This is a genomic window from [Actinomadura] parvosata subsp. kistnae, from assembly GCF_900323885.1.
Lineage (GTDB): Bacteria > Actinomycetota > Actinomycetes > Streptosporangiales > Streptosporangiaceae > Nonomuraea > Nonomuraea composti.
Map to the genome: position 1 here is coordinate 4,410,738 of NZ_OOHJ01000018.1, position 16,271 is coordinate 4,427,008.

Sequence of the window (16,271 nt, forward strand, 5' to 3'; positions counted from 1 at the left end):
TGCTCAGGGGCCGGCGGGGTCATCCGCGATCAACGAGTGAAGATCTTCGTCACCAGCTCGCGCAGCCGTTCCCGCTCGGCCCGGGTCAGCGGCGCCAGCGTCTCCCGCTCCACGCGCTCCACCAGCTCCCGCGCCCGCTCGAACGCCCGGCGCCCCTCAGGGGTGAGCGACAGCCGGTAGCGGCGCCGGTCGGCCGGGTCGCGGTCGCGCTCGGTCAGCCCCGCCGCGATCAGCCCGTCCATCAGCCGCACCATGTCGCTCGGGTCCAGCCCCAGCCGGTCGCCGACCTCGCGCTGCGCGGCCGGCCCGAAGTCGGCCAGCGCCGCCAGCGCCGCGAACTCCCACAGGCTCAGCCCCGTCTCGTCCGCCAGCCGCCCCGCCAGGGCACGCCGGCTGCCCGCGCCGACCTTGTGCAGGACGAACGTGGTGGTCGCGAGCAGGGTGGGCGGCAGGTCCATGGTGTCCAAGTGTAGGGTGTCACCAATCATTGGTGGTCACCAACTATTTGGAGGCTTCAGGATGGACGCCCTCTACCCCCGCCTGCTGGTGCGCGACTTCCCCGCCGCCGTCGCCTTCTACCGCCCCGTCCTGCGCGAGCTGCTCGGCGTCGAGCCGGTGAAGGTCCTGCCCGGCTACGCCAACTGGGACATCGGCGGCGAGGCCGGCCTCGTCCTGTTCGGACGGAACCGGCTCGCCGAGGCGATCGGCACCGCCGACCTGCCGCCGTCCGGCCGGGACACGGCGATGCTGGTCATGAAGGTGGACGACGTGGACGCCGCGGCCACCCGCCTGGCCGGGCACGGCGCCACCGTGGTCGCCCCGCCCCAGGACCGCCCCGACTGGGCGCCCACCCTGCGCACCGCCCACCTGCGCGACCCCGAGGGCAACCTCATCGAGCTGCAGTCGTACTGATCGCCTGGGTCAGGGGAGGATCGAGTCCACGTACCCGCCGTCCACCCGCACCGCCGCGCCCGTCGTCGCGGACGCGAAGGGCGAGCTCAGGTAGACGACCAGATTCGCGATCTCCTCGGGCTCGATCAGGCGCTGGAGCAGCGACTGCGGCCGGTGCAGCCGCATGAACTCCCGCTGCGCCTGCTCCCACGGCAGCTCCCTGTCCACGAGCTGGTAGACGAACTCCTCCACGCCCCCCGTGTGCGTCGGCCCCGCGATCACCGAGTTGACCGTGACCCCGCTGCCGGCGGCCTCCTTGGCGAACCCCCTGGAGACCGCCAGCAACGCCGTCTTCGTCATGCCGTAATGGATCATCTCCTGCGGGATGACGACCGCCGAGTCGCTGGCGATGTACTGGATCCGGCCCCAGCCGCGCTCCCGCATCCCCGGCAGGTACGCGCGGGTCAGCCGGACCGCCGCCAGCACGTTGACCTCGAAGTAGCGCCGCCACTCGTCGTCATCGATCTCCAGCGCCGGCTTCGCGCCGAAGATGCCCAGGTTGTTCACCAGGATGTCCACGTGCGGCAACATCCGGACCACCTGCTCGCAGCCCTCGTCGGTCGAGACGTCGCCCGGCGCCGCCACCAGGTCGTAACGGAGCTGCTCGCCGCCGACCCGCTCGGCCTCGATGCGCTCGCCGTCCATCCGCTCGATGGCCGCCGCGACCGAGCCCTCGCCGCGGCCGTTGACGCCCACCCGGGCCCCCGCCCGCGCGAGGCCGGTCGCGATGGCCGCGCCGATGCCCTGGGTCGAGCCGGTGACCAGCGCCGTCTTACCACTGAGATCGATCCGCATGATGTCATTCTCCGCGATCGGATCGTGACTGCCCGCGGCGGGGTCGCCGCGTAGGCTGGAGGACGGGCGTGAAAGGGGCGTGAGTGCAGAAGGCTCTGTGGCTGGTCGTGGCGGTCGCCTTCGTCGTGGGCATGGTCGTCCCCGGCGACCCCGAGCCGCAGGACTGCCCGGCCCGCGACACCCGGGTCATCGCCCCCTACGCCGTCACCGGCTACTGGGTGATGCCGCGCGCCGACCGGTGCGTCACCCAGCGCATGGTCGAGGCCATTCACGCCATCGGCGGCGACACGCTCATCACCTTCGGGCCCCGGTTCAACGCCCGGCCCGACCCCGACTTCCCCGCCTGCGCCGCCGACGGCCGGCCCTGCGCCGAGGTGCCCGGCGTGCGCGTCCGCCACGTCTACACGTACGCGACCAGCGAGGAGTTCGGGCCCGGCATGCTCCGCTGCCCCGGCATCGACCGGCGGATCGACGGCGGCGGGCGTACCTTCTACCGGCTGACGCTGGCCGCCACCTGCACCGCCACCGAGCACGACCTCGTGCTCGTCGCCACCGACGGCGACGGGCTGGGCAACCTGATGCGGGAGGCGCACGCGTACGGCATGACCGTCTACCCCGGGCTGCCCGCCGCCGCGCAGCGCGCCGACAAGCCGTGGGAGCCCGACACCGCCCACACCGCCGCGCTCAACGCGTTCACCGCCCGCGTGCTGGCCGACTACCGGGCCCGGTTCGGCGGGCTGGCCTCCTTCGGCGGGGTGTACCAGTCGTTCGAGCTGGCCATGCGCAAGCGGGCGCGCAACGACCCGATCATCTCCCTGTACGCCGCCCAGCACGCCGTCGTCGCCGCCGCGCTGCCCGGCAAGAGGATCGTCGTCAGCCCCTACATCGACGCCCGGCGCGGCCGCGGCTTCCCGCCCTCGCAGGTGGAGCAGGGGCTGGCCGCCATCGCGGGCACCCGGGCCGGCGCCCCCATGGCCGTCGCCGTCCAGGACGGGCGCGGCACCGGCAAGGTCCCCGTCCACGGCCCCCAGGACGGCCCCGCCAAGGTGGCCCCGCGACTCGTCCCCGTCGTCGGGAACGTCACCAACGAGCAGGCGTACTACGGCCCCACCAGCGCCTACATCGCGGCGGCGGCCCGCCGGGTGCCCGACGGGGTCGAGCTGTGGGTGAACGCCGAGGGCTTCGAACCCACACCCGCTGCCGGCGAGTGCGGGCGCGCCGACCCGCTGCCGCCGCGCGGACGCACCACCAAAGCCCGGCTCGACCAGCAGGTGATGGCCGCGGGACCGCACGCCGCCAAGATCATCTCGTACGGGTGGGACCCCTTCTTCACCTGCCAGGCCCGCTACGACACGCCCTCCCTGGCCGACGACATCGCCGCCGGCTGGCAGCAGCCGATCATCGTCAACGCGATCCCGCAGGAGCTGGACGGGCGGCCCGGCGTCCTCGTCGAGGGCTACCACCTCACGGGCGGCACCCTGCGCTTCGAACCGGGCGGCGCGGTCGTCCCCCAGGAACGCCACTGGCCGGGCCGGCCCTCGCAGGGCCGGCCCGATCCCACCGGGGCGGGGCCCGAATCGACCGAGGCCGGGCCCGCACCGACCGGTGGCTCCGGGCCCGGACCGACCGAGGCCGGACCCGCACCGACCGGTGGCTCCGGGCGCGCACCGGCCGGGGGCGGGCCCGGAACCGCCGAGGCCCGGCTCGAATCCGCGTGGGTCCCCTACACCTGGCCCTGGACCACCGTCACCGCCACCAACGCGGCCGGCTACACCAGCACGAGCGGCTACACCCGCGATTCTGTCGGTGCCCCCCGCTAGCTTTCGATCATCCCCCCGATCTTCTGGAGGTTGGTCGATGTACCGACAGGGCGACATCCTGATCGTCCCCGTGCCCGAGGAGTCCGTGCCCGCCGGGCTGCGCCCCGAGCCGCGCGACGCCCGCGGGCGGCTCGTGCTGGCGCACGGCGAGGCCACCGGGCACTGCCACGCCATCCCCGGCCCCGGCACGCTGTCCCGCGGCTTCCTGCACCTGCCCGAGGGCGGCCGGCTCGTCCACGAGGAGCACGCCGCGATCTCGCTGCCCAAGGGCTGGTACCGGGTGGTGCGGCAGCGCGAGTACGTGCCCGGCTCCTACCGGGTGGTGGCCGACTGATGACGACCATGACATGGGAACGGGTCACGGTCGCGACCGGCCCCGGCTCGGGGATCGAGGCTGCCGTCCGGCAGGCGTACCGCGAGGCGGGCCTGGCCGAGCCCGAGCACGTGCTCGTCCTGCCGTCCCCCTTGGCGGGCGCGATCGTGGCGGGCTTCCTGACCGGCGACGCCCGCTTGCGCGCGAGCCTCCGACAAGTACAAGCCTCCGCCCCCGCCGACCCGGCCGCGTCCGCTGCGGGAGCGGTGCTCGCCGACCCGGCGGTGCTCGCCGTGCTGGCGGACGGTGATCCCGGGCGGCTGGTGCGGGACACGATTCGCACCGGGCCGTGGGAGCGGGCCAGGGCGGCGGTGTGCGCCGAGCTGGGGCACGCCGGGTGGGCGCAGCACTGGGCCGAGACGGGCGGGCGGCTGTGGCCCCAGGCCGAGCGGCTTGTCAGCGACCTCCGCCGCGCCATCGCCGACTGGGCCGCGACCCGCGACACGAGCTCCGGCCGCGACACGAGCTCCGGCCGCGACACGAGCTCCGGCCGCGACACGAGCTCCGGCCGCGACACGAGCTCCGGCCGCGACACGAGCTCCGGCGGCGACACGAACGCCAGTCAGGACACGCGCTCGGGACAGAACGTGGGCTCGGGACAGAACGTGGGCTCGGGGCAGAACGTGGGCTCGGGCCGCGATCTGGGCGCTGCCGCGGAGGCCCGCCAGGTCGGGGAGGGTCTGCGGCGGGTGACGCTCGACGCCGTGCTCGGGCAGCACGACGCCCCCTGGCTGTCGGCGTTCGACGGGCTCGACGGGCTCAAGCGGGTGGCCGAGCAGGCGGGCTGGTGGTGGCCGTACGAGCGGCTCGCCATCGTCACCGAACGTCCGGTGGAGCTGCACCTCGACGACCTGGGCAGGCCGCACCGCGCCGACGGCCCGGCGATCTCGTACGCCGACGGCTTCGCGCTGCACGCCTGGCACGGCATGCCCGTCCCGCCGGGTTTCGGCGCCACGATGACCGGCCTCACCCCGGAGCGCATCCGCGCGGAGCCGAACACCGAGCTGCGCCGCGCCATGCTGGAGCACTTCGGCATCGACCGTTACCTGGCGGAGTCGGGCGCCGAGCCGGTGCAGTCCGACGAGACGGGCGTGTTGTGGCGGGTCGAGCTGCCCGACGACGAGCCGCTGGCGATGGTGGAGGTGGTCAACTCCACCCCGGAGCCCGACGGCACCAGCCGCACGTACTTCCTGCGGGTCCCGCCGTGGGTGCGGCGGGCACGGGAGGGCGTGGCGTGGACGTTCGGCATCGCCGAGCAGGACTACCACCCGCAGCGCGAGACGTGACCGTCACAGCCGCCTGATGCCGGTTCGGGGGACGGCGCACCGCGATCGGCGGTTCACAGGAGGTGGGGGATGCGTTCCAGGATGCCGCCCGCGAAGACGTCGTAGAGGCCCAGGGGCTCCAGGTGGACGTAGCCGATGTGGCAGTCGCAGGTGGGTGCCGGGCAGGGGCGGGGGCGGAGGGCGGGGCGGTAGGAGCCGTCGTACAGGTTGCCGAGCACTTCCGGGACGAAGTGGCAGCGGCGGACCGTGCCGTCGCCGTTGACCGAGATGACGGTGTCGCCGGTGCGGCAGGGCAGGCCGGCGCTGGCGTGCGGGAAGCGGCTGTAGGCGAAGAGGGGGTCGATGGCGGTCCAGTCGGCGGCTTCGGCGTCGGTGTAGAGGCGGCCTTCCTCGGCGTTGACCCACACGTAGGTGGAGGGCGGCAGGTCGGCGCGGAGGCGGCGGGCGTGGGGCAGGTGGGCGGGGTCGCCGACGATGCCGACGCTGTGCCGGACGGGGAGGGAGCGTACCTTGGCGAGGAACCGCTCGTACGGGACCTGCGTCGGGTGGTAGGTGACCCACAGCGCGGCCCGTTCGGACGCCTGCGCCAGCCAGTCCGTACGGCAGCTCAGGTTCGTCTGGATGACGACCCTGGCCACGTTCGGGAGCAGGGAGAGCTCGACGAGGGCGCGCCGGTACCACGACCTGACCAGCCCTTCGCCCCAGGGCGTGAACAGGACGGACACCTCGAAGTCGCGCCCCGCGACCCACGCGGTGAAGCGTTCGAGCGCGGCCCGGTCGGCGCGCAGCTGTTCGGGGGTGTCGCGGCGCTTGGCGAACGGGCAGTAGGCGCAGTCGTAGTCGCAGCTGGCGAGGGGCCGCGGTAGAGGATGGTCAGCATGCCTCGTATCCGTCCATGAGGGCCCTGACCTGCGGGGAGAACAGGGCGGGGCCGATCGCGTCGGAGTACGCCAGGCCCTCGGGGGTGAGCGTGATCGTGGTGTCGGTGATGGTGAGCCAGCCGGCGAAGGTGGTGGCGAGGGGGAAGTCGTCCAGGACGTCGGTGCCGAACCGCTCGGCGTACAGGCTTCGTGACATGCCTTCGGCCCGCAGCAGCGACTGGATGAGGTGGCGGCGCCGGCGCTCGCCGGGGGAGAGGGCGAAGCCGACGTTCGCGGTGGTGAAGTCGGTCTGGGCCACGTACTCGTCGATGATCGAGCGCACGTGGCGGGCGCCGACGGCGTAGTCGAAGGAGTAGTGCAGGGTGCTCGTGTACGAGCGGGCGCCGCAGCCGAGCCCCATCATGCCGTCGGTCTGGCAGCAGTAGTCGGCGTCGCCGGTGGAGGCGCCGGGCAGGCGGAACATGCGCATCGACACCTGCTCGTACCCGGCCGCCAGCAGGTGGTCCCGCCCGGTCCTGTAGAGCTCCAGCCGCTGGTCGTCCCATGCCCTGCCCTGCTTGCCGAGCCCGGTGAGCGGGCGCACGTACAGCGGGTAGAGGTAGAGCTCCTCGGGACGCCAGCCGAGCGCGGTGTCCAGCGAGTACAGCCAGGAGCGCGGCGTCTGGCCGTCGATGCCGTAGATCAGGTCGATGTTCAGCACCGGCACGCCGGACGCCCTGATCGCGTCGAGCGCGGCGTCCACCTCGGCACGCTTCTGCGGGCGGACGGCGGAGCGGGCCTCCTCGGGGACGAAGCTCTGCACGCCGATCGAGATCCGCGACGTGCCCCGCCCGGCCAGCACGGACAGGCGGTCGGGCGTGGCGGTGGCGGGGGAGGTCTCGACCGACAGCGGGATCCGCGCCAGGTCCACGCCCATCGTGCGCTCGGTCAGGTCGAACAGGCGGGCCAGCTCGCCGGCCCCGAGGTAGGTGGGCGTGCCGCCGCCGAACGCCGCCGTGGTGAAGCCGGTCTCCTGCAACGCCTCGCGGGCCTGCTCGGCCTGCCGTTCGAGGGCGTCGAGGTAGGCGGTGACCAGCTCGTCGGGGGCGCCGGTGCGGGTGAACAGGTTGCAGAATCCGCAGCGCATCTCGCAGAACGGGATGTGCACGTACAGGGCGCCGGGCCGTTCCCCCGCCCAGACCTCCTTCAGCCGGGGGCGCGGGTCGAGCGGCCGGTACGCGGTCTTGTGGGGGTAGGCGTAGACGTAACTCTCATACGGCCGCATGACGCTCCAGGACGAAGTGGGTGTAGGGGACCGTCCAGACGACCTCGTGGCCGATCCGGTGGCCGACGTGCCCGTCCTCGCCGTACGCGGTGCCGTGGTCGGAGCAGACGATGGCCAGGCAGGGCCGGCGGCGGCGCATGAGCGCGTAGAGGCGGCCGATGTGCCGGTCCACGTAGCGCAGGGCGGCGGCGTGGCTGTCGAGGGAGTCGCCGGTGGTCCCCGGCAGGTAGTGGTGGTTCGGCTGGTGCAGGGCCGAGACGTTCAGGAACAGGAAGACGGGGCCGCGCACGCGCGCCAGCACCTCGGCGGCGCGGTCGATCTGGCGCTCCAGCGAGGCGGGGTTCGTGACGCCGAACGCGGGCTCCCAGTGGCTCTCGGCGAACAGGCCGGGCAGCGCCGAGCCGAGCGGGGTCAGCTTGTTGAAGAAGCCGACGCCGCCGATGCACACCGTGTGGTAGCCGGCGCGGGCGAGCCCGGTGGGCAGGTCGGGCGCGTCGAACACCCACGTGCCCGCCGCCGTGCTCTCGCTGCCGGGGAACGTGGCCGCGAACAGCCGGGGATGCGGGCCAGGGGTGACGGGCGTGGGCAGGAAGCCGGCGAAGATGGCGGCGTGGGCGGCGTAGGTGAAGCTGCCGGGGCTGTGCCGCCGCTCCCAGCGCACGCCGGGCGGCAGGAGGTTGGGCAGCCGCCCGGCCTCGGCCTGCGCCTGGGCCACGTCGTAGCGGAGCGTGTCCAGGGTGACGAGGAGGAGGTCGTGGCTGCCCACGACGGCGTTCATGTCCAGGTGCGGCAGCGTGTGCGCGGTGGTGCGCGGGCCCGGCGCCGGATCGGGCACCGCGTCCGTACGCAGGATCGGCGCCGGATCGGGCACCGCGTCCGTATGCGGGCCCGGCGCCAGGTCGGGTGCCGCGTCCGTATGCGGGCCCGGCGCCAGGTCGGGCGCCGCGTTCGGGTTCAGGTCCATGTCGTCAGCACCGCCTCGACCTGTTCGGCGTACGTGTCCCGCCCATGTCCCGAAAAATCCCCCAACCCCGGCAGCAGGTCGCCGAACGCGTTGACCTCCGCCACCGCCACCGACCGCCAGTCCGATCCGACCATCACATCCACCCCCGTGCTCAGGCTGTTCGGAAAACACCCGGCCGCCTTCGCCGCCGCCTCCAGCACCCGCTCCCACAGCCCGGCCCGCCCCCGCACCGTCTCCAGGTCACCGCGCGTCCCGCCCAGGTGCAGGTTCGTCATGGGGCTGCGGCTCGTACGGACGACCGCGTGCGTCGGCCGGCCCGCCACGGTCACCACCCGCAGGTCGAACGCCCGCCCGCCGCTCGCCGCCTTCGGGAACCACTGCTCGACGTGCAGCCCGTCGGGCGCCAGGAAGTCCACCAGCCGGCGCGCCTGCGCCTCGTCGGTGATGGTCCTGACCCGCAGCGAGTTGCACCACGCCCCGTCCGTCCAGGTGGCCGAGGTGACGGCGTGGATCCGCCCGGCGTGGGCCTGGAAGGCGATCACGCCGGACGCCGACGAGCCGTGGGCCGGCTTGACGAACACGCGGGCCCACCGGCGGGCCGCCATGCCGTCCCGCAGCTCCTCGTACGAGCCGGCCGCGAACCCCTCCGGCACCGGCACCCCGGCCCCCGACAGCACCGCGTGGCAGCGCCGCTTGTCGAACATCACCCCGATCTCGCCGACGTCCCCCAGCAGCCGCACGCCGGGGATCGCCGCGACCCGCTCCAGCCCGGCGGTGAACGCCCGGTACCACGCGGCGCCCCCGCCGACCCGCGCCGGCTCGCCGGGCCCGCGCAGCAGCGCGTCGGCCCGCGGGTCCTCGCCGGGCGAGTCGACGCGCAGCAGCGCCCCCTCGGGCGCTTCGAGCTCCCGCCCGGCCAGCACGTCCCGCCAGGCGATGACGTACGGCTCCGCGAGGCCGCGCGCGAGCACGGCGTCGCGGAACAACGTCACCCGCCGGTCGCCGGGCGTCCCGACGACGGCGAACCGCACGGTCACCCGGCCACCGCCCCGTTCGCCGAGCCGACGCTCACTGGGTCACCGCCCCGTTCATCGAGCCGACACTCACTGGGTCACCGCCCCGTTCATCGAGCCGACACTCATTCGGCCACCGCCACGTACATCGAGCCGACGCTCACTCGGCCACCGCCACGTACATCCAGCCGTCGTCCTCGGCCGGCTGCCGCTCCTCCAGGTCGACGGCCACCCCGGGCAGAGCGTCGCGCACCCGCCGCATCATGGCGTCGCCGAGGAAGTGGTGCCGCAGGTCGAGCACGCGCAGGTGGGTCAGGGGCTGGCCGCTGAGCAGCGCCTCGGCGCCCCGGTCCGTGAGCATCCCCATGCCGAGGCTGAGCTCTTCGAGCCGGGCGACGACGGGCGCGGCGGCGACGGCCGCGGCGACGTCGTCCTGCCACTCGCTGTCCCGCAGCCCGAGCCGCCTGAGCGCGGGCAGCCCGGCGCCGGCCAGGATGCCGCCCAGGTCGGCGGCCGTCCCGTCACCGCCGTACCGCTCGACGCCGAGCCACAGCTCCAGGTGCTCCAGCGCGGCGAACGTGCTCGCGCCGACCGCCCGCACCACCGCCCCGGGCAGCCCGCCGGACTCGAAGCGCAGCACCCTGAGGTGGTCGTGCGTGACGGGCCGCAGCTCCAGCCCCTGCGACCCGCGCACCTCCAGCCGCTCCAGCTTCGGGTACGCCTCCAGCAGCGGCGTGATGTCGCCGTGCCGGATCCACGAGATCTCCCAGTACTCGGGCTCGATGAAGCCGAGGAACACCGAGCGCAGCCGGGTCAGCCGCCGGGCGTGCGCGGCCAGCAGCCGCGGGGCGTTGACGCATCCGTGCCCGGTGACGGCGATGGCCGTGACCTGGGCGGGGTTCACCCGGCGCAGCAGCTGGTCCAGCCCGACGGCCAGGGCCGTGTCGTCCTTGTCGTCCTCGAAGCCGAAGCCGGTCTCGTCGGTGACCAGCCAGGCGACCTGATCGGGCCGCCGGGGCACCCCCTCGTCCAGGCTCCTGACGGGCAGTCCCGCGAACCGCTCCCGGTGCATACCGCCCAGGTCTTCCCGGTAGACGGCCATTTCGGGCAAGAACGCGTCGCCGGGGTCACGAGGATCGGCCGGCCTCTCGTAGTCCTCGTCGTGGAAGTCGTTCACGTTGTCGCCGGTCGGGCCGGTGGTCGGGCCGGTGGGCGGGTTCGTGGTCACTCGCTCACCGCGACGTAACGCCAGTCCTCCTCGCGGCTGCGCCGGTCGTCGAGGCGCACGTCGGTGCTGGGCAGGGCGGCGAGCAGGCGGTCGGCCATGGCGCCGGTCAGGTAGTTGTGGTGCAGGTCGAGGCGGCGCAGGTGGGTGAGCGGCTGGCCGCTCAGCAGGGCTTCGGCGCCCTCGTACCCGAGCGAGCCCATCGACAGGCTCAGCGCCTCCAGGCGGGCCACGACGGGCGCGGCGGCCACGGCGGCGGCCAGCTCGTCGGCGAACGGGCTGTTCTGCAGGCCCAGGTAACGCAGGGCGGGCAGCCGCTGCCCGCTCAGGATGTCGGCGCAGTCGCCGACGGTCGCGTCGCCGCCGTAGTCCTCGACGCCGAACCACAACTCCAGGTGCTCCAGGGCGGGCAGGTCGCTGGCGCCGATCCCGCGGACGACCTGGGCGGGCAGGCCGCCGGTCTCGACCCGGAGCACGCGCAGGCCCTCGTGCCGCAGCGGCGAGAAGGCCAGCCCGGTGCCGCCCCGCACCTCCAGCCGCTCCAGCTTCGGGTACGCCTCCAGCAGCGGCGTGACGTCGGTCTGCTGGATCCAGGAGATCTCCGACTGCTCGAACGTCATCGCCCCGAGGAAGATCGAGCGCAGCTCGGGCAGCCGGTCGGCGTTCTTGGCCAGGCGGGCGACGATGGGGGCGCTGCCGGTGTCGTACGCGTCCTCCCACTCGCCGATGACGATGGCCTTGACCTTCGCGGTGTCGACATTGTCGAAGAACCAGTCGAAACTTTCGGAGATCGCCTCGAACTCGCCCCCGTCGCAGGCGTCCAGGTACCAGGCGACGGCGCCGGGGTCGGGCTGGGGGTCCTCCTCGTCGAGCGGCGTGGGTTGCACCGGCAGCCCGGCGTACGTCTCGCGGTAGTCGTCGCTGTTGGTCGGCTGGATGTCGAAGATCACGGATGGTTCCTAGAGTCGGGGGGTTCGGCGGCTCCTGTCCTACCAGATCCGCCCGACATTTCCTGATCTATCCCTCGAAAAGGGCGCGCCCCCAGTAGTCGCCGGCGTCCCGCACCCCCGGCGGGCAGGCGAACAGGCCGCTGGAGACGTGCTGGATGTACTCGTTCAGCACGTCGTGGCGCGCCAGGCTGAGCTGGATCGGCACGAACTGCCTGCGCGGGTCGCGCTGGTAGGCGATGAAGAACAGGCCCGCGTCCAGGCGGCCGAGCCCGTCGGAGCCGTCCACGAAGTTGTAGCCGCGCCGCAGCAGCCGCGCGCCGCCGTGCGAGCTGGGGTGCGCCAGCCGCACGTGCGCCACGTCGGAGATGTACGGCTTCCCGTCGGGCCCCTTGGCCGCGAAGTCGAGCTCGTCGAACTCGGCCTTCCCGCCCAGCGGCGCGCCCTCGCCCTTGGTCCTGCCGAAGATCTGCTCCTGCTCGGCCAGCGACGTGCGGTCCCAGGTCTCGACCATCATCCGGATCTTCCTGGTGACCAGGTAGCTGCCGCCCGCCATCCACGGGCTGCCGTCCGCGGCAGCGGCCCAGAGCTGGTCGTTCAGCAGCGCGGAGTCCTCCAGCTTGAGGTTGTTCGTGCCGTCCTTGAAGCCCATGAGGTTGCGCGGGGTCACCTGGTTGCGGGAGGTGGAGGAGGTGCGGCCGAAGCCGAGCTGCGACCACCGTACGGAGACCCGGCCGAAGCCGATCCTGGCCAGGTTGCGGATGGCGTGCACGGCGACCTGGGGATCGTGCGCGCACGCCTGCACGCACAGGTCGCCGCCGGAGATGGCCGGATCGAGCCGCTCGCCGGGGAACTTCGGCAGCGGCGCGAGCTGGGCCGGCCGCTTGGCCGCCAGCCCGAACCGCTCGTCGAACAGCGACGCCCCGAACCCGATCGTCAGCGTCAGCCCGGAGGCGGGCAGGCCGAGCGCCTCGCCGGTGTCGTCGGGCGCGGCCTCGGGCGCGCCGCCGACCGCGCCGAACGAGCCGGCCTCCTTGCCCTGCGTCAGCCGGGCCGCCGCGGCCGTCCACTCCTGCAGCAGCTCCACCAGCTCGGCCCGGTCGTCGGTGATCACGTCGAAGGCCGTGAAGTGCAGCCGGTCCTGCGCGGGCGTGACGATGCCCGCCTGGTGCTCGCCGTAGAAGGGGACGGGGTCGGCGGCCGAGGAGGCGTGCGCCTGCGGCGGCTCGTCCAGCACCGACCGCCCGGCCACCGCCCCCGCGCCCAGCACGGCGGCGCCGGCGGCGCCGAGGCCGAGCAGCTTTCTCCTGGTCACCATGGCAGCCGGCCCCCTACTTCGCCACGATGGGTGCGATCTTGCTGATCGGCTCGGCCAGCGCGTTGATCGCGTCCGACAGCGCCTTCAGCTCGGACTTGGACAGCTCGTCGTGCAGCCGCCAGCCGTCGCCCTTCTGGTGCACCGCCAGCGCCGCCTCGGCCGCGGCGAACTTCTCGTCCAGCGTCTTGACCAGGTCGGGCGCCCGCTCCTCCAGCACCGGCCGCAGTGCCTGCACGGCCGCCTGCGAGCCTTCGAGGTTGGCGTCGAAGTCCCACAGGTCGGTGTGCGACCAGATGTCCTCCTCACCGGTGATCTTCCCGGTGGCCACCTCGTCGAGCAGCTCCTTGGCGCCGTTGGCCAGGTTGAGCGGGGTCAGCTCGGTGGCGTTGGCCTTGGTCACGATGGCCTTGACGTCCGCGATCAGCTTGTCGGCCACGGGGCCGTCCTTGCTGACGTCCTTGCGGATCCACAGGTCCTTCTCGATGCGGTGGAAGCCGGTCCACTCCTCGCCCTCGGTCAGGTCCGCCTCGCGAGCGTCGATGGCGGGGTCGAGGTCGCCGAAGATCTCGGCGACCGGCTCGATGCGCTCCCAGTACGTCCGCGCGACCGGGTAGAGCTCCTTGCCCTTGTCCAGGTCGCCCGCCTTGACCGCGTCCACGAACTCCTGCGTCTTGACCAGCAGCGTGTCCGTCTGCGACTTGACGTAGCGCTGGTAGCTCTTCGTGGCCTCGGCCAGCTTGGCGTCCGCGTTGAGCGGTTTGTGCTCGCCGGTCACCTTGAGCGCGTTGCGGATGCCCTTGCCCACCATGCCGGGCTTGCACGCGGTCTCGTACGAGCCGGCGGGCAGCTCGGCGATGAGCTCCCTGGTCAGGCCCGGCACGATGTTCTCCACCTCGGCCATGATCCGGTCGCCCGGCGCGTACACGTAGAACTCGGTGACCTTGCTGCCGCCGTTCGTGATCGTGAAGGTGGTCGTGCCCGCCGCGACCTCGGAGGCGGCCACCTTGCACTCGGTGTCGGTCGCCGCCACGGTGACCTTGCCGGGGGCGGCGGCGGAGCCCGACGGCGCGGCGGGCGTGCCGGAGCCGCAGGCGGCCAGCGCCGCCAGGGCGGGCAGGGCGAGGGAAAGGCGGATGACGTTGCGCATGACGCTCCTGTTCAGGCCGCGGAGGACGCGGGCGCGGGGACCCGCCGGCGCAGGAAGAGGAAGAGGGTGGGGACGAGGAACGCGGCCCACGCCACGACCTCGGCGACGCTGGGCTGCGGGGTGATGTTGAGCATCCCGGACAGCAGGGTGCCGTACCAGGAGTCGGCGGGCAGGGCGGTGCTGATGTCGAAGGCCTGGGCGTTGAGCCCCGGCAGCACGCCGGCCTCCTGGAAGTCGTGCACGCCGTACTTGAGGATGCCGGCCGCCACGAAGATCAGCAGCACGCCCGTCCAGGTGAAGAACTTCGTCAGGTTGATCCGCACGGCGCTGCTGTAGAGGCCCCAGCCGATCAGCACGGCCGTGAGCAGCCCGAGGCAGATGCCGATCAGCGGCTCGGCGGAGGCGGTGGCGCCCTGCACGGAGGCGAAGAACAGCAGCGCCGTCTCCAGCCCTTCGCGGGCCACGGCCAGGAACGCCATCACGACGACCGCGATCGAGCCGAGCTCCAGCGCGTCGGAGAGCCTGCCGCGCAGCTCCTTGGACAGCGCGCGGGCCGCCCGGCGCATCCAGAAGATCATCCAGGTGACGAACACGACCGCGAGCAGCGAGGTGATCGCCTCGAACAACTCCTGCCCGGAGTAGTCGAGCCGGGTCGCGGTGAACGTCAGCAGCGCGCCGAAGGCGACGGACAGCGCGACGGCCGCGCCGACCCCGCCCCAGACGTGGGGGAGCCGGTCACGGCGTTCACTTTTGACGAGGAAGGCGATGAGGACGGAGACGACGAGCGCCGCCTCCAGTCCCTCGCGTAGTCCGATGAGAAAGCTGGCGAACACGTTTCTTTGCACCGCCGGTAGATGAGGGAAGGCTCACCTAAGTTAGGACAAGCAGCCCAAACCTACAAGCGACCGTGACGGGGTTCTCACTCCTTGAGGTTGTCCGCCAGGAGATCGAGCAGCGGCTCGCGGCGTACGCACCGCTCCAGCAGGAACGAGTCGGCCAGCGCGAGCAGCTCCTCCTCGCCGAGGCCCCTGAACAGCTCGGCGTACTCGGGCAGCATCGCCTGCGCCAGCAGGATGTGCCTGATCAGGTCGTCCGTCTGGTAGCGCGCGCCCCACGGGTACGGGTCCCAGCCGGGGAACTCCGTCTCGACCAGCGCGTGCAACGGGGCCAGCACGTCCGCCGACTCCTCCATCGTCGAGCCCCAGCGGTCCACGCCGAGCCGCCGCTTCCGCGCGATGAAGCCGCCGAACCGGTCCATGTACGGGCCCGCCGCGTACACCAGCCCCTGCAACCCCACGTCCTTGTACGTCCACAGCGACCAGCCCACGTCCTGCTCGTCGTAGATCGCGAGCTGGTCGCGCAGGATCTGGTACCGCTGCCGGTCCACGTCCGGGTCCCCCGTGTAGACGGGCCCGAACTCGCCCACCCACAGCGGCGTGCCCGTCTCGCGCTGGAAGCGGGAGCGCTTGGCGAACGTGCGCTCCAGCTCGGCCCGGTCGCACCACTCGCCGCGCGTGTACCCCGGGTACGGACCGCCGTGCGCGAACCCGGCCAGCGCGTAATCGTGCATCACGAAGACCGTGTTCTCATACACCTCCCGAAATATCGAGAAATCGGTGGCGTAGGTGTTGCCGTCCAGGAACAGGACGTGCCGCGGGTCGGCCGCCCTGATCGCCTTCACCAGCCGGTCGTAGAACGGGCCGATCACCTTGCCCGTCAGGTCGCCCGGCTCGTTGACCGGGTTGTAGCCGGCCACCCACGGATGGTCGCGGTAGTGGTCGGCGATGACCTCCCACAGGCGCACCGCCCGGTCCTGGAAGTGCCGGTGCTGCCAGAACGCCGCCACATGGGTGGGGTTGTCGGAGTGCCAGTGCTGGTTCTGGGCGCCGGGCAGCGCGTGCAGGTCGATCACGCTGTAGATGCCGTGATCGCCCAGCAGGCCGATCACCCGGTCCAGGTGGCGGAAGCCCCTGGGGTCGATCTCCAGGGGCCGGTCGTCGGACTCCCAGTGGCGGTAGTTGACCGGGATCCGCACGCAGTTCATGCCCATCCCGGCCAGCAGGGCCGCGTCCCGCTCGGTGAAGAACGAGGTCAGCAGCCGGTCGAAGAACAGCTCGGCCAGGTCGTCGCCGAGCACCGAGCGCACCGCGGACCGCATGGAGCTCTCGTTGGCCGGGTAGCCGGTGATGAAGTTCTCCATGTTCATCCAGCCCCCGAGACCCACCCCCCGTAGCCGTACCGGCGTGTCGTCGTCCGTGACGAGATGGGATCCGGACACGTGCAGCAT

The 16,271-nt window shown here is 72.8% G+C and carries 15 protein-coding genes and 1 pseudogene; 4 read left to right on the forward strand and 12 right to left on the reverse strand.

Annotation, left to right across the window (positions count from 1 at the left end):
- Positions 1-29: 29 nt before the first annotated feature.
- The gene (locus tag KIS93_RS40920; protein ID WP_080047218.1) at positions 30-458 is read right to left on the reverse strand and encodes a MarR family winged helix-turn-helix transcriptional regulator; all 429 of its coding nucleotides are present in this window, start codon (positions 456-458) and stop codon (positions 30-32) included.
- 61 nt (positions 459-519) lie between these two features.
- Between KIS93_RS40920 and KIS93_RS40925 the strand changes: the two genes are divergently transcribed.
- A complete protein-coding gene (locus KIS93_RS40925; RefSeq protein ID WP_080042631.1) occupies positions 520-912 on the forward strand; it encodes a VOC family protein in 393 nt (130 codons plus the stop codon).
- A gap of 9 nt (positions 913-921) precedes the next feature.
- Here the strand turns inward: KIS93_RS40925 and KIS93_RS40930 are convergent, their stop codons facing one another.
- Entirely contained in the window at positions 922-1,746 is an 825-nt protein-coding gene (locus KIS93_RS40930) for an SDR family NAD(P)-dependent oxidoreductase (protein WP_080042630.1), read from the reverse strand.
- Positions 1,747-1,829: 83 nt separating this feature from the next.
- Between KIS93_RS40930 and KIS93_RS40935 the strand changes: the two genes are divergently transcribed.
- Genes KIS93_RS40935 through KIS93_RS63745 form a run of 3 tightly spaced genes read left to right on the forward strand, consistent with a single transcriptional unit; the run spans position 1,830 to position 5,225 of the window.
- The gene (locus tag KIS93_RS40935; protein WP_080042629.1) at positions 1,830-3,566 is read left to right on the forward strand and encodes a hypothetical protein; all 1,737 of its coding nucleotides are present in this window, start codon (positions 1,830-1,832) and stop codon (positions 3,564-3,566) included.
- A 37-nt stretch (positions 3,567-3,603) separates the two neighbouring features.
- Positions 3,604-3,900, forward strand: coding sequence for a hypothetical protein (locus KIS93_RS40940; RefSeq protein ID WP_080042628.1), 297 nt, complete (start codon positions 3,604-3,606; stop codon positions 3,898-3,900).
- The gene (locus KIS93_RS63745) at positions 3,900-5,225 is read left to right on the forward strand and encodes a DUF6745 domain-containing protein (RefSeq protein WP_222107738.1); all 1,326 of its coding nucleotides are present in this window, start codon (positions 3,900-3,902) and stop codon (positions 5,223-5,225) included. The genes KIS93_RS40940 and KIS93_RS63745 overlap by 1 nt, the downstream gene beginning before the upstream one ends.
- 53 nt (positions 5,226-5,278) lie before the next feature.
- Here the strand turns inward: KIS93_RS63745 and KIS93_RS40950 are convergent.
- The 10 genes and pseudogenes from KIS93_RS40950 to KIS93_RS40995 form a co-directional block, all read right to left on the reverse strand.
- A pseudogene (locus tag KIS93_RS40950) lies at positions 5,279-6,105 on the reverse strand (STM4011 family radical SAM protein).
- Positions 6,099-7,370, reverse strand: coding sequence for an STM4012 family radical SAM protein (locus KIS93_RS40955; RefSeq protein WP_080042626.1), 1,272 nt, complete (start codon positions 7,368-7,370; stop codon positions 6,099-6,101). Before KIS93_RS40955 ends, KIS93_RS40950 begins: the two are co-directional and overlap by 7 nt.
- A complete protein-coding gene (locus KIS93_RS40960) occupies positions 7,357-8,148 on the reverse strand; it encodes an STM4013/SEN3800 family hydrolase (RefSeq protein WP_080047217.1) in 792 nt (263 codons plus the stop codon). The genes KIS93_RS40955 and KIS93_RS40960 overlap by 14 nt, the downstream gene beginning before the upstream one ends.
- 176 nt (positions 8,149-8,324) lie before the next feature.
- Positions 8,325-9,371 (reverse strand): STM4014 family protein, encoded by a 1,047-nt coding sequence (locus tag KIS93_RS40965; RefSeq protein WP_329607629.1) that lies wholly within the window; start codon positions 9,369-9,371, stop codon positions 8,325-8,327.
- A 136-nt stretch (positions 9,372-9,507) separates the two neighbouring features.
- Positions 9,508-10,575 (reverse strand): STM4015 family protein, encoded by a 1,068-nt coding sequence (locus tag KIS93_RS40970; RefSeq protein WP_230465557.1) that lies wholly within the window; start codon positions 10,573-10,575, stop codon positions 9,508-9,510.
- The gene (locus KIS93_RS40975) at positions 10,572-11,522 is read right to left on the reverse strand and encodes an STM4015 family protein (RefSeq protein ID WP_230465556.1); all 951 of its coding nucleotides are present in this window, start codon (positions 11,520-11,522) and stop codon (positions 10,572-10,574) included. The genes KIS93_RS40970 and KIS93_RS40975 overlap by 4 nt, the downstream gene beginning before the upstream one ends.
- 67 nt (positions 11,523-11,589) lie before the next feature.
- Positions 11,590-12,837, reverse strand: a complete 1,248-nt coding sequence (gene efeB / locus KIS93_RS40980; RefSeq protein WP_080042625.1) for an iron uptake transporter deferrochelatase/peroxidase subunit — start codon at positions 12,835-12,837, stop codon at positions 11,590-11,592.
- A 13-nt stretch (positions 12,838-12,850) separates the two neighbouring features.
- Positions 12,851-13,984, reverse strand: coding sequence for an iron uptake system protein EfeO (efeO, locus tag KIS93_RS40985; RefSeq protein WP_080042624.1), 1,134 nt, complete (start codon positions 13,982-13,984; stop codon positions 12,851-12,853).
- 11 nt (positions 13,985-13,995) lie between these two features.
- Positions 13,996-14,817 (reverse strand): iron uptake transporter permease EfeU, encoded by an 822-nt coding sequence (gene efeU, locus KIS93_RS40990; protein ID WP_080042623.1) that lies wholly within the window; start codon positions 14,815-14,817, stop codon positions 13,996-13,998.
- Between the two features lie 86 nt (positions 14,818-14,903).
- Entirely contained in the window at positions 14,904-16,271 is a 1,368-nt protein-coding gene (locus tag KIS93_RS40995; protein ID WP_080042622.1) for a glycoside hydrolase family 5 protein, read from the reverse strand.

Coding starts and splice junctions, on each gene's coding strand:
- KIS93_RS40920 (WP_080047218.1), bottom strand. CDS start 458: ATGGACCTGCCGCCCACCCTGCTCGCGACCACCACGTTCGTCCTGCAC.
- KIS93_RS40925 (WP_080042631.1), top strand. CDS start 520: ATGGACGCCCTCTACCCCCGCCTGCTGGTGCGCGACTTCCCCGCCGCC.
- KIS93_RS40930 (WP_080042630.1), bottom strand. CDS start 1,746: ATGCGGATCGATCTCAGTGGTAAGACGGCGCTGGTCACCGGCTCGACC.
- KIS93_RS40940 (WP_080042628.1), top strand. CDS start 3,604: ATGTACCGACAGGGCGACATCCTGATCGTCCCCGTGCCCGAGGAGTCC.
- KIS93_RS63745 (WP_222107738.1), top strand. CDS start 3,900: ATGACGACCATGACATGGGAACGGGTCACGGTCGCGACCGGCCCCGGC.
- KIS93_RS40955 (WP_080042626.1), bottom strand. CDS start 7,370: ATGCGGCCGTATGAGAGTTACGTCTACGCCTACCCCCACAAGACCGCG.
- KIS93_RS40960 (WP_080047217.1), bottom strand. CDS start 8,148: ATGAACGCCGTCGTGGGCAGCCACGACCTCCTCCTCGTCACCCTGGAC.
- efeB (WP_080042625.1), bottom strand. CDS start 12,837: ATGGTGACCAGGAGAAAGCTGCTCGGCCTCGGCGCCGCCGGCGCCGCC.
- efeO (WP_080042624.1), bottom strand. CDS start 13,984: ATGCGCAACGTCATCCGCCTTTCCCTCGCCCTGCCCGCCCTGGCGGCG.
- KIS93_RS40995 (WP_080042622.1), bottom strand. CDS start 16,271: ATGCTGCACGTGTCCGGATCCCATCTCGTCACGGACGACGACACGCCG.